This is a genomic window from Thiorhodococcus drewsii AZ1, assembly GCF_000224065.1.
In the GTDB taxonomy this organism is placed as follows: domain Bacteria; phylum Pseudomonadota; class Gammaproteobacteria; order Chromatiales; family Chromatiaceae; genus Imhoffiella; species Imhoffiella drewsii.
Genome location: NZ_AFWT01000001.1, coordinates 257,335 through 269,719, shown reverse-complemented (window position 1 = coordinate 269,719; position 12,385 = coordinate 257,335). Strand labels below are relative to the sequence as shown.

13 protein-coding genes are annotated in these 12,385 nt (G+C 60.3%); 4 read left to right on the top strand and 9 right to left on the bottom strand.

Annotated elements, in window-relative coordinates; all coding sequences use genetic code 11:
* Nucleotides 1–9: 9 nt before the first annotated feature.
* Nucleotides 10–324, top strand: coding sequence for a DUF3301 domain-containing protein (locus THIDRDRAFT_RS01160; protein WP_007038948.1), 315 nt, complete (start codon nucleotides 10–12; stop codon nucleotides 322–324).
* 29 nt (nucleotides 325–353) lie between these two features.
* Here the strand turns inward: THIDRDRAFT_RS01160 and THIDRDRAFT_RS01155 are convergent, their stop codons facing one another.
* The 9 genes from THIDRDRAFT_RS01155 to THIDRDRAFT_RS01115 all read right to left on the bottom strand — a co-directional run bounded on the left by THIDRDRAFT_RS01155 (nucleotide 354) and on the right by THIDRDRAFT_RS01115 (nucleotide 7,621).
* Nucleotides 354–851 (bottom strand): ClpXP protease specificity-enhancing factor, encoded by a 498-nt coding sequence (locus THIDRDRAFT_RS01155; protein ID WP_007038947.1) that lies wholly within the window; start codon nucleotides 849–851, stop codon nucleotides 354–356.
* Nucleotides 852–862: 11 nt separating this feature from the next.
* On the bottom strand, nucleotides 863–1,456 hold the full coding sequence (locus THIDRDRAFT_RS01150; protein WP_007038946.1) for a glutathione S-transferase N-terminal domain-containing protein: 594 nt from the start codon (nucleotides 1,454–1,456) through the stop codon (nucleotides 863–865).
* Between the two features lie 354 nt (nucleotides 1,457–1,810).
* Nucleotides 1,811–2,542, bottom strand: a complete 732-nt coding sequence (locus THIDRDRAFT_RS01145; RefSeq protein ID WP_007038945.1) for a cytochrome c1 — start codon at nucleotides 2,540–2,542, stop codon at nucleotides 1,811–1,813.
* Nucleotides 2,539–3,783 (bottom strand): cytochrome b, encoded by a 1,245-nt coding sequence (locus THIDRDRAFT_RS01140; RefSeq protein ID WP_007038944.1) that lies wholly within the window; start codon nucleotides 3,781–3,783, stop codon nucleotides 2,539–2,541. The genes THIDRDRAFT_RS01145 and THIDRDRAFT_RS01140 overlap by 4 nt, the downstream gene beginning before the upstream one ends.
* Entirely contained in the window at nucleotides 3,783–4,376 is a 594-nt protein-coding gene (gene petA, locus THIDRDRAFT_RS01135; RefSeq protein ID WP_007038943.1) for a ubiquinol-cytochrome c reductase iron-sulfur subunit, read from the bottom strand. The genes THIDRDRAFT_RS01140 and petA overlap by 1 nt, the downstream gene beginning before the upstream one ends.
* Nucleotides 4,377–4,582: 206 nt before the next feature.
* On the bottom strand, nucleotides 4,583–5,335 hold the full coding sequence (locus THIDRDRAFT_RS01130) for a Nif3-like dinuclear metal center hexameric protein (protein WP_007038942.1): 753 nt from the start codon (nucleotides 5,333–5,335) through the stop codon (nucleotides 4,583–4,585).
* A 141-nt stretch (nucleotides 5,336–5,476) separates the two neighbouring features.
* On the bottom strand, nucleotides 5,477–6,217 hold the full coding sequence (phbB, locus tag THIDRDRAFT_RS01125; RefSeq protein ID WP_007038941.1) for a beta-ketoacyl-ACP reductase: 741 nt from the start codon (nucleotides 6,215–6,217) through the stop codon (nucleotides 5,477–5,479).
* Between the two features lie 162 nt (nucleotides 6,218–6,379).
* On the bottom strand, nucleotides 6,380–6,748 hold the full coding sequence (locus tag THIDRDRAFT_RS01120) for a phasin family protein (RefSeq protein WP_007038940.1): 369 nt from the start codon (nucleotides 6,746–6,748) through the stop codon (nucleotides 6,380–6,382).
* A gap of 240 nt (nucleotides 6,749–6,988) precedes the next feature.
* Nucleotides 6,989–7,621, bottom strand: a complete 633-nt coding sequence (locus tag THIDRDRAFT_RS01115; protein WP_040843596.1) for a 3'-5' exonuclease — start codon at nucleotides 7,619–7,621, stop codon at nucleotides 6,989–6,991.
* A 341-nt stretch (nucleotides 7,622–7,962) separates the two neighbouring features.
* On the opposite strand from THIDRDRAFT_RS01115, the gene THIDRDRAFT_RS01110 reads away from it, so the two are divergent.
* From THIDRDRAFT_RS01110 to THIDRDRAFT_RS01100, 3 genes are all read left to right on the top strand, one after another.
* Nucleotides 7,963–8,232 carry an STAS domain-containing protein gene (locus THIDRDRAFT_RS01110; protein WP_007038938.1) on the top strand — a complete coding sequence of 90 codons (270 nt, stop codon included), beginning with the start codon at nucleotides 7,963–7,965 and terminating at the stop codon, nucleotides 8,230–8,232.
* Complete coding sequence (locus THIDRDRAFT_RS01105) at nucleotides 8,229–10,331, top strand: chemotaxis protein CheA (protein ID WP_007038937.1); 2,103 nt, start codon at nucleotides 8,229–8,231, stop codon at nucleotides 10,329–10,331. The genes THIDRDRAFT_RS01110 and THIDRDRAFT_RS01105 overlap by 4 nt, the downstream gene beginning before the upstream one ends.
* 148 nt (nucleotides 10,332–10,479) lie before the next feature.
* Nucleotides 10,480–12,378, top strand: coding sequence for a methyl-accepting chemotaxis protein (locus tag THIDRDRAFT_RS01100; RefSeq protein ID WP_007038936.1), 1,899 nt, complete (start codon nucleotides 10,480–10,482; stop codon nucleotides 12,376–12,378).
* Nucleotides 12,379–12,385: the final 7 nt, after the last annotated feature.

The following is a 12,385-nucleotide window of genomic DNA, read 5'->3' as shown; positions in this document are numbered from 1 at the left end:
GCTGCCGATATGGATAACCTGTTCGCGATTCTTCTGTTACTGCTAATCGGCTGGTTCTGGCTGGATAGTCTGCGGGCGCGTGAGATCGCGGTGGGAATCTGCCAGGCGGCCTGCGCGCGACACGAGGTGCAGCTGCTCGACCAGGCCATCGCACTGCGCCATTTGGGTCTATCCTGGAGATCCGAGGGACTGCGGCTACGCCGTGTCTACCGCTTCGACTTCAGCGAGGAAGGAACCGGCCGGCGCAACGGGTATCTGGTGATGCGAGGCCTGCAATTGGAGGAGCTGAGCTTCGGGCTGCCAACCCGGATCGGCGACGCCTGATCGCGCGCGATCCGATCCGTTTCGGCGAATTACTTGACCAGCTTGAGCGTCGGCCCGCCCTTGCCTTTTCCCTTACCACCGTCGTCATCCGGACCGCCCTTGGACTCCACGCTGGTGGATGCCTCGACCGGCCTGAGCGTCGGACCGGCGCTTTGGGGTGGCGCATCAGTCGCAGCGTCCTCGCCCTCTGCGGGATAGTGCGGATCGGGAAACACCATTCCCTGACCATTCTCGCGGGTGAAGATCCCGACCACGGCCTCGCAGGGGACCATGATCTCGCGGGCGATACCGTTGAAGCGCGCGTTGAACTGAATCCAATCGTTACCGATCACGAGACCGCGAACCGCACCCGGGGAGATATTGAGCACGATACGCCCGCCATCTACGAACTCCACAGGCACGCAGGTATCCGGATAGTTGGCATCCACCACCAGATGGGGCGTCATCTGGTTATCGAGGATCCACTCGTGGATCGCCCGGATCAGATAAGGCTTGCTGGAAGTCATGCTATCGGTATCGTCAATCATCAGTTCGGACCCTAAACCATCTCCTTTTCCGCCTCGGTCAGACTCTGACGGAAGGCATCCCAGGAAAAGATCCGCTTCATATAGGCCCGCACCGCATCCGCCTGAGGCGGCAACTCGATGTCGAGCAAGGGAAGCCGCCACAGAAGGGGGGCCACACAACAATCGACTAGCGAGAATTCGTCGCTCATGAAGAAGGAGTGAGCGGTAAAAATGGGGGCCGTCACAGTCAGGCTCTCACGAAGTTCCTTGCGGGCCTGAGCCGCCTCCTCGTCGCTGCCCATGCGGATACGTCCCATCAGGGAGTACCAATCGCGATCGACGCGGTACATGAAGAGCCGCGCGTTGGCGCGCGAGACCGGATCGACCGGAAGCAAGGGGGGGTGAGGGAAACGCTCGTCAAGATATTCCATGATGATCCGCGACTCGTAGAGACGCAGATCCCGGTCCACAAAGGTCGGAACCGTGCCATAGGGATTGAAGTCCATGACCTCGTCGGGCAATGCGTGCGCGTCGACATCCACGACTTCGACGGCAATTCCCTTCTCGGCAAGCACCATCCTGACCCGATGGCAATAGGGACAAACGGGATCAGAAAATAAGGTCATCACAGCTCGTCTGCTTGCAGCCACTGCCATTCGTCCCTTCTCCAGCACTGAGGCTGAGCCCGGCAGGGCTCGATTGGATTGCTGATGCCGATCTATCCCTGTCGGCCTTCGAAAAAGTCGCCGTTCGGTACGGCGGTACAACACTGGTCGAGGATCCCCGATCCGATGCCGAACCAGTCAATTCGATCAGGCCACTCGGGGCTGGAGGATATACCTTCCAAGACGACAGCGCATAAAGAATTTTACGCGCGATCCGCATTGAGATGCGGAAATACCAGGATCAAACGCTGAAAAAAGGTCGGCACACACACAACGGCCCTTGCCGAAACAAGGGCCGTGTCAGGGCTCATCCAATCAGTGAACGTCTCTCCAGAATTCCTTCTTCAGGAGATACGCAGGGATGAAGAGCAGACCAAGGAACAGCAGGACATAGAAGCCCAGACGCTGACGTTCGAGCTGGATCGGCTCTCCCGCGTAGGTCAGGAAGGCGGTAATGTCCCGCACCATGGAGTCAAACTCCTCAGGCGACAGCGAACCCTGCTCGATCAGCTTGACGCCGGTCACCATGGGCTCGCCACCCGGCTCGTGCGGCGGAGACATGATGGCCTCCTGCTTGCCCTGGAGATCGCCCAGCACATCGGGCATACCGACCAGAGGGAAGAGGACGTTGTTCACGCCGTACGGACGGGTATCGTCCAAGTAGAAGCTCTTCAGATAGGTGTAGACCCAATCCGGAGAGCGCCAGCGGGTGACCAGCGTCAGATCCGGCGGAACCACGCCAAACCACTTGAGTGCGTCCTCGTCACGCATGGACTTGGTCATGAGGTCGCCCGCCTTGGCGTCGCCGAAGAGCAGATTCTCACGCAGCGAGACCGTGTCGATCCCCAAGTCCTTTGCCAGACGGTTGTAGCGCATGTACTGCAGCGAATGGCAGCCCATGCAGTAGTTGACAAAATATTTCGCGCCACGCTGCAACGAGGCCTGATCGCGCAGATCGATGTCGGCATTCTCGAGGTGAGCGGTCTCTGAAGCCAGCAACAAGCCCGGAGCCAAGAGCAACAGGGCGGCGATGATCACTTTTCTCATGAGGTCACCCTCTCTGGGACGGGCTTGGTCTTATCGATCGAGCTATAGATCGGCATCAAGAGGAAGAAGGCGAAGTACAGCCCAGTAAAGATCTGCGAAAGCAGGGTATAGAAGTCCGATGCAGGCTGCATACCCAGCCAGGCCAACATCACAAAGGACACGGCGAAGACGGCGGTAGCCACCTTGAAAATCGGCCCCTTGTAACGCATCGACTTCGCTGGGCTGCGATCGAGCCAAGGCAACGCGAACAGGATCAGGATCGCGCCAAACATGACGACGACGCCCGGGAACTGGGAGTTCCACATCGGCGGAATCGCACGCAACATGGCGTAGAAGGGCGTGAAGTACCAGACCGGCGCGATGTGCGGCGGGGTCTGCATCGGGTTGGCAGGCTGGAAGTTCGGAGCTTCGAGGAAGATGCCGCCAAAGGTTGGCATGAAGAACATGACCACCGAGAACAGCGCCAGGAAGACCACGACGCCCATCAGATCCTTGACGGTGTAGTAGGGATGGAAGGGAATGCCATCGGCCGGGGCCTTGTCGCTCCAGCGGTTGCCTTTCGGACCTTGCTTGATCTCGATACCGTCGGGGTTGTTCGAACCGACGTGGTGCAGCGCGACAATGTGCAGGAACACCAGACCGACGAGCACGAAGGGCAGCAGGAAGTGGAACGCGAAGAAGCGGTTCAGGGTCGCGTCGGAGATCACGTAGTCGCCACGCACCCAGACCGAGAGGTCATCGCCGATCACCGGCACTGCGGCAAAGAGGTTGACGATAACCTGCGCCCCCCAGTAGGACATCTGCCCCCAGGGCAGCAGATAGCCGAAGAAGGCGGTTGCCATCATCGCCAGATAGATGACCACACCGATCATCCACAAAAGCTCGCGTGGCTTGCGGTAGGAACCCCACAGCAAGGCACGGAACATGTGCATATAGATGACGATGAAGAAGGCCGAGGCACCGGTGGAGTGCATGTAGCGGATCAGCCAGCCCCAGTCGACATCACGCATGATGTATTCGACCGATGCGAAGGCGAGGGTCGCATCCGGCTTGTAGTTCATGGCCAGCCAGATACCGGTGACGATCTGCATGACGAGCGTCAGGATGGCCAGCGAGCCGAAGAAGGACCAGAAGTTGAGGTTCTTCGGAGCGAAATATTCGGAGAGGTGGGCGCGCCAGGTCTCCGTGAGCGGGAATCGCTTGTCGATCCAACTGAGGTTTTCGGTCTTTTCAGCACTCATCAGGCCGTTCCTCGATCTTCACCAATGAGGATGGTGTTATCGTTGAGATAGACGTGCTTCGGAATCCAGAGGTTGGTCGGTGCCGGCACGTTCTTGAACACGCGAGCCGCCAGATCGAAACGCGAACCATGGCAGGGGCAGTGGAAGCCACCCTTCCATTCGGGTCCGAGATCATCGGGAGCGAACTCGGGACGGTAGGTCGGCGAACAGCCCAAATGGGTACAGATACCGATGGCCACCAGATATTCTGGCTTGATCGAGCGCGAGGGGTTCTTGCAATAGGACGGCTGGTGATCCACTTCGGACGTGGGGTCGACCAGTCTGGGATCGTTGCTCGGCAACGCATCGATCATCTCTGGCGTACGGTGCACCACCCAGACCGGCTTGCCGCGCCACTTGACGCGCAGCAGCGCCCCCGGCTCCAGTTTACTGATGTCCGCCTCAACCGGCGCACCGGCTGCCCGAGCACGGGCGCTCGGGTTCATTGATGCGACGAACGGTACGAGCGCGTAACCGGCACCCACGGCACCGACCACGCTGGTCGCGGCGACGAGCACTCGTCGCCTACTTGTATTCACGCCTTGCGCGCTCATAGGCCAATATCCCCCGGCTGATGCGAGCACTGCCCAAGGCATCCCAGGCAAGCACCCCACGCAGCTTGGATGAAACGTTCAGGTGGAAAGGGTTGAGAATATGACGACTGACTATAAAATCGACCGCGCATTCTCTTCGATTCCAGCAGGATAGGTCAAGGGAAAAACCTAAAAACTGTAGGTCTATAGGCTATTACCGTGGCCAATCAAGCTGGATTATCGATCTCGATGTAACGATGCCGCAGACCAAAATGCTCGGCTAGATGTGTACCGAGCGCCTGAACACCGTAACGCTCCGTAGCGTGATGACCGGCGGCGAGATAACAGACATCCGACTCGCGCGCCACATGCGCGGTCTGCTCAGAGAGTTCGCCGCTCAAGAAGACGTCAGCCCCCAAGGCGACCGCCTGCTCCAGATATCCCTGCCCCCCGCCGGAGCACCATGCGATTCGCTCGAGTTGCCCCGAGCGTCGACCGACCATCACGACCTCCCGCCCCAACCGTTGCGTCACTTTGCTGGCGAACGACTCGGCGGTCATGGGAGCGGATAGCCGACCAACCCACACTAGACCGTTACCAACTCCCGATGGTTCCGCACCACGGATGTCGAGCTCGACCGCAAGCCGCGCATTGTTGCCAAGTTCAGCATGGGCATCGAGCGGAAGATGGTAGGCCAGCAGAGTGATCCCGGCCTCCAGTATGGCACGTGCGCGCCGCCCCTTGATTCCAGTCAAGCAGGGATTCTCATTCTTCCAGAACCAACCATGATGCACCAGGATGGCATCCGCGCCCTCTTGGATAGCGGCGTCGATGAGCGCGGCGCTCGCGGTCACGCCAGTCACGAGAGAGCGTATCGGACGATTCCCCTCGACCTGCAGGCCATTGGGGGCGTAGTCGGAGAAACGTCCGGCATCGAGCAGACGGTCGCAATAGGCGACCAAATCATGGGATTCGATCATCTTCGGAATCTCGGGCAAAACAAAAGCAAAAAAAAGCCCGGCGGGGAGCCGGGCTGGAAACGTCTCATGATGAGAGAGACGAGGAGGACTCGAAAAAACGTTCTGTTGGTGGCCAGCCTCAGGGACTGACCGACCGGCAAATCAGTGCATGAAGAGACCGCCGTTGACGGGCAGGTTCGCACCCGTCACGTAAGCCGCGTCATCGCTCACCAGGAAGGCGATCGCAGCCGCGATTTCGCTCGGCTGAGCCATGCGACGCATCGGGATGCCACTGATGATGCTGTTACGGACCTTGTCGTCCATCGCCAAGGTCATGGCCGTATCAGTGTAGCCCGGAGAGACGGTGTTCACCGTGATGCCCTTGGCCGCGCCTTCTTGAGCGAGGGCCATGGTAAAGCCATGCATACCCGCCTTGGCTGCCGAGTAGTTGGCCTGGCCGAACTGCCCGCGCTGCCCATTGACGGAAGAGATGTTGATGATACGCCCAAAACCGCGCTCCAACATCCCCTCCCAAACCGGACGTGTGACGTTGAACACACTACTGAGGTTGACGTTGATCACAGCCTGCCAATGCGCTGCTTCCATCTTCTTGAAAGTCTTGTCGCGCGTGATTCCCGCGCAGTTCACCAGGATGTCGACCGGTCCCTGCTGCTCGCTGATCTCTTGGATCATGCGGACGCAATCCTCGTAGGAGGAAACGTCAGCGGCGATGGTCGCAACGTCGACGCCCTCAGCAGCCCGCTCTTTCTTCCAAGCTTCGGCGGCCTCGGCCTCCGACGGATGATGATTCGCCACAACAGTGCAGCCTTCCTTCGCGAGGCGCGTGCAAATCGCGGTACCGAGACCGCCGATGCCACCAGTGACGAGAGCGATGCGAGCCATGCAATTCCTCCAGAAGATACCGTTTACGATTGAAACGACGAGAGCTGTACCTTACTACCACCCCTACACAGGGTGAAGCCCCTCATCCATTTGCAATGATTCCTGTCAACAGGAGTCATTGCAAATGACAGTCCGTCCCTGGACGTCGGTACCACGACTGACTTAAGCGTTCGCAGGAACACTCTTCTGCAGGTCAGAGCTGACCTCGGCCAGGTTCTTCTCGAACCAAGCGCGGTAGTCATCACGAGCCTCATTGGCCAATTGCATGGTGGTCTTACCCTCAGCCATCACGCGCTCGCTCAATTCCTTGGTCGCCTCGACCTGGCCCTTGAAGAAGTCGTTGTAACCCTTGGACTCGGTAGCCAGGTTCATGATGCGCATGGAGTGATCCATGTACAGGTTCACGACATCCATCTGGCGGCTAGCCATCTTCTCGAAGATGCGCACGTTCAGCTCGCCCAGGCTGGTCAAGCGCTCAACGGTCTTGTTGGTCAAATCGTTCATGGTCTTGATGCTATCGTTGGTGCTCATCGCAATCTCTCCGTGGTTTGTGCAGTGCAGCAATGTTGCGTTGCACAATATTCGTCTAGACCAGCCGAGTCAACAGCGATTTCGCAATTTTTTTCATTGAGCTACCAAAATATAAGGATCCGAATCAAGGCATTCCCAACCATGATGAAGACGACCATCGCTCAGTAAAGACGTCTGACTGTCTCGACGAGGAGACCTTAGGATGTGCGTCATCATTCATGGCACCTCCGTGCCCGGCCGCTAAAGCTCTGCGCGAATCGGCAGCCCCCTGCCCTCTCCGGCCAAACGGGTCTGCAACTGACTCTTGGGCATGCGCTGGATCCGTCTCAGCAAGTCGTGCGTCACCGCAGCGCACTGAAACTGCTCGATCAGTTCCTGCTCCAGACGAAGCATCAGGTGGGAGGCCATTTCCGCATCGGCCAGCGCCCGGTGAGCGGGCTCCGCAGCGGGCAGACCGAATGAGTCGACGAGGGCGCCGAGCTTGTAACTCGGCGCCCGAGGCAGAACCCGCCGCGCCAACAGCAGGGTACAGACGAATGACTGACTGCGCTGACGGCCGAGCCGGCTCAGCTCGGCATCCCAGAACTTGCTGTCGAATGCAGCATTGTGCGCGACGAGCGGAACCGTGCCGACGAAATCGGCCACTTCGGCCATCACCTGCTCGACCGGTGGCGCACGGCGCAGCATGGCGGTCGAAATACCGGTCAGACGCTCGATGAAAGGCGGCACAAAAAGCCCCGCGTTCATGAGACTTTGATAGCGGTCGACGATCCGCCCCTCCGCCACCAGAACCGCCGCGATCTCGGTCGGTCGATCACCCCGCGCTGGCGACAGTCCAGTCGTCTCGAAATCGATCACGGCAACGGTATCCACGCCCAACACCCCCCAGTCGAACAGGCCTTTTGCGTCCGACGATTATGACCCGCCATGGCCTGCTCCACCAACAGGGGTCTTGATGACCGACCGCCCAAACACCAAGTCCTCCCCCAATGGAATTACCGTCGCGATTTCGGCACACACCCAAATTTTTATCCACAATGGACGAACACGAAACATGACCAAAAATCACGGATAGATCGGCGGCTGAAAACACATTCTGGCCACCGCAACCACCCGACAAGCCATACCCCAGATCTCGGATCGCACATCAGCGACCAGGCCGAAAGTTCGCATGCTTCCCAGGCGAATTGAGGCCATCTTAAAAAGGGAACGTGATGAGTATCCTAGAAGACGACGAACACCATCGGCTGCATCTAAGCGGACCGCTGACCATCTACGAGGTGGACGAGGTGAAGGAACGCCTGCTGGCCCAGCCCGGAGTCACACTCGATCTCTCGGGCGTCACGGAATGTGACGGATCTGGCCTACAGCTCTTGATGCTCATCCATCGCGACGCCGGCACCCGCCTGACCGCTCCGAGCGATGCTGTCACCGACATCCTGCACCTGTGCGGCCTGTCCCATCTGGCCGAGGAGCCGTCATGACCCTGGACCTGACCGCAGCCCTGCAAACCTACACTGTCGAGAGCCAAGAACTTCTGGAGGAGATGGAACGCGCCTTGCTGGCGCTCGAGGCAGGGCGAGAGGATCCCGATCTGATCGACGCGATCTTTCGCAGCGCTCATACCATCAAGGGATCGAGCGGCATGTTCGGGCTGGACGCAGTGGTCGCCTTCGCCCATGAGGTAGAGACCCTGCTCGAAGCGGTGCGCTCAGGCCAACAACCGATTGACGCCACACTGGTGACCTTACTGCTGCGATGCCACGACCATATCGCAGCCTTGGTGCACAGCACGCTGGACGAGGATGCACCTGCCGATCTTCTGGCCCAAGGAGACGCCCTCACCGCACAGCTGCACGCGTGGCTCGGCGGCGCTCCTGGCGACAACCGCACCAGCGACGATGCCTGGCACATCTCACTACGCTGCGGCCAAGAACTCTTCCGCGACGGCATGGACCCGCTGTCCATCCTGCGCTACCTCGGCACGCTCGGCGAGCTGATCAGCGTCACCACGCTTGATGACGCCCTTCCACACGCCGAGCGGATGGATCCCACGAGCTGCTATCTGGGATTCGAGATCGACCTCAAGACCGAGGCTGACAAGCAGGAGATCGACTCCGCCTTCGAGTTCATCCGCGAGAGCAGCCAGGTCCACCTGATCCCCCCCGGCAGCAAGCCGGCGCAATGGGCAGAACTAATCCAGGCGCTGCCCGAGGGCCACGACAAGCTCGGCGAAATCCTGGTGAGCACCGGGGTGCTGACCCGCCATGAACTGGCTGCCGCCATGGGGATCCAGGTGATCGACTCGCCGGCCAAGCCGCTCGGCGACATTCTGGTCGAACAAGGACTCGCCCCGCGCGAGGCGGTGAATGCGGCGCTGGGCCGACAGATGCATGCCGGTCGAACCGCCGGAGAGCGCTACGTGAGGGTGGAGGCCGACAAGCTGGACCGCCTGGTCGATCTGGTGGGCGAACTGGTGATCTCGAGCACCGTGACCACGCTCAGGGCCAGCCACTCCAACGACCGCGCCCTGCAGGAAGCGGTCGCCACCAGCTCCCGCTTCATCGAAGAGGTGCGGGACGCCGCCCTCGGTCTGCGCATGGTACCGATCGGCGGCACCTTCAGCCGTTTCCAGCGGGTGGTCCATGACCTGTCGCAAGAGCTGGGCAAACACATCGAACTGGTCATCAGCGGCGGCGAGACGGAACTCGACAAAACCGTGGTCGACCGCATCGGAGATCCGCTCACCCATCTGGTGCGCAACGCCATCGATCACGCCATCGAGTCCCCGGAGGAGCGCCAGGCGGCTGGGAAGAATCCACTGGGACGCCTGCAGCTCAACGCCCATCACGAAAACGGCAGCATCCTCATCGAACTCTCGGACGACGGGCGCGGCCTCGACCGACAACGCATTGCGAACAAGGCGATCGAGCGCGGACTCATCGACAGCGCCGACGGACTCTCGGATCAGGATGTCTTCCAGCTGATCTTCGCCCCAGGATTCTCCACCGCCGAGCAGGTTTCCAACCTCTCCGGACGTGGCGTGGGCATGGACGTGGTCAAGCGCACCATCGAGGACCTGCGTGGAACGGTCGAACTCGAAAACCGGCCCGGACAGGGTGCGACGGTGCGTCTGCGCATGCCGCTCACCCTGGCCATCATCGACGGGTTCCTGGTGTCCGTGGGCGACGCACGCTACGTGGTGCCTCTGGATACGGTGGAGGAATGCATGGAGCTCGGCGAGGTGGGGCGGCGGGACTATCTGGATCTGCGGGGAGAGGTTCTGCCATTCCTGCGTCTGCGAGACCTGCTGCGCGACACCACGGAGACGCCCGCGCGCCAGAGCGTGGTGGTGGTGAGCTACGCGGGCAAGAAGGCCGGCCTGGTGGTCGACAGGCTGTTGGGCGAATTGCAGACCGTGATCAAACCGCTGGGAGAGGTGTTCTCCGCGCTCAAGTGGATCAGTGGCTGCACCGTCCTGGATGTCGGACAGGTCGGCCTGATTCTGGATGTACCCGTCTTGGTCGATCAGGCGGAGCGCAGGGAAGCGACGAGTGGCCATCTCACGGCCGCTTTGAGGTGATTAGGTAACGACGACGCGCGTCGAAACGCAAACAGGCTGACGGGACAGCAAACACCTGACCTAGCCGGCAGCAAGACAAGAACGGGACCACGAACAGACTCCCAAAACACGCTTTGATTCAGCGCCTTTTAGAGGAATGGAAAGCCCCATGTTCAAGACGATGAAACTACGCACCAAACTCGCGATCGGCTTTGGCCTACTCATTCTGCTGACGGCCGCCACGGGGGGATTTGCCATCCTCCAAATGGGCAAGGTCAACGAGGCTTCCACCGAAATCACCGTCAACTGGATGCCCAGCATCCGCTATATCCAGTCGATGAACACCAAGACCTCGGATTTCCGCATCGCCGAACTCATGCACGTGATCTCGGAGAATTCGACCCAGCTCGACGACCTCGAAAAGCAGATGAGCGACATTAAGGCGTCCCTGCTCAAGGATCGCGACGCCTATGCCAAGCTCATTTCCTCCGAAGAGGAGCGAGCGCTCTACGACTCGTTCGCAAATCAGTTCGACGCCTACATGGATGCCAACGCGCGCATGATTCCTCTGTCGCGCGCCATGCGGACCGAAGAGGCGATGGCCATCATGAACGGCGAATCCCGATCGCTGTTCGACGCCTACTCGGCCACTCTGGAAAAGCTGGTGGAACTGAACATCGCCGGAGGCAACGCCGCCAGCGAGAACGGCGACGTCATGTACGCGCAGGCCAGGAACTGGATCATAGGTGCCATCCTGATCGCGGCCCTGCTCGGTATTATCATCGGCGTCGTCATCGTGCGCAGCCTGATGCGACAGCTCGGCGCCGATCCGTCTGAGGCCGCAGCAGTCGCCCAGCGCTTCGCGGTGGGCGATCTGTCGCAGGAGTTGAAGACGCGGGAGAATGACAACGCCAGCCTATTGGCGGCGCTAAAGACGGTGCAGAGCAGTCTGCGAGCCATGACCGCCGACACCCGGCTGCTGAATCAAGCCGTGGCCGAGGGACGCTTGAGCGCGCGCGCAGACGCAGAGGTCCATCAAGGCGACTTCCGCGCCATGGTTCAAGGCATCAACGAAACGATGGAGTCCTTCGTCCTTCCGATCACTGAAATCCGGCGCGTGCTAGGGGCAATGTCGGAGGGCGATCTGAGCCAGACCATCAATGCGCGCTATCAGGGCGACTTCGAGGAGCTCAAAAACGCGCTCAACACCACCGTGAACAAATTGGGTGAGACCATCGGTCAGGTCCGCACCTCGGCCGACGCCCTCAACAGCGCGGCGGGGCAGGTATCCGCAACCTCGCAGAGCCTCTCGCAAGGGGCGTCCGAACAGGCCGCCAGCATGGAAGAAACCTCGGCGTCGGTCGAAGAGATGTCGGCCTCGATTGCCCAGAACACCGAAAACGCCCAGATCACCAATGGAATCGCGACCCAGGCCGCGCGGGAGGCGGAGGAAGGCGGCACGGCGGTGCGCGATACCGTGCAGGCAATGCGCGAGATTGCGGTCAAGATCAAGATCATCGACGACATCGCCTACAAGACCAATCTGCTGGCCTTCAACGCGGCCATCGAGGCGGCCCGCGCGGGCGAGCACGGCAAGGGATTTGCGGTGGTCGCGGCGGAGGTGCGCAACCTGGCCGAGCGCTCCCAAAGTGCGGCTCAGGAGATCGGCGATCTGGCCGGCAGCAGCGTGGACCGTGCCGAGCGTGCCGGAAAACTCTTGGATGAGATGGTTCCCTCCATCATCAAGACGGCCGATCTGGTCCAGGAAATCGCGGCGGCCAGCAACGAGCAAACGACTGGAGTGTCCCAAATCAACAGTGCAGTCAGCCAGGTCAATCAGGCGACCCAAAGCACCGCCTCTGGAAGCGAGGAGCTGGCCGCCACAGCCGAAGAGATGACCGGTCAAGCCAAGCAGTTGCAAGAGCTGATGGACTTCTTCCAGGTCGCGGGCACGCACGCGATGGTGACGAAACCGGCTCCAACAAGGGCTTCGACCGCATCCGCCCCCGCGTTGCGCGTCGGAGCGGACGAGCACAAATCGGGCAATGAAGAATTCATCCCGTTCTGAGAGGCGC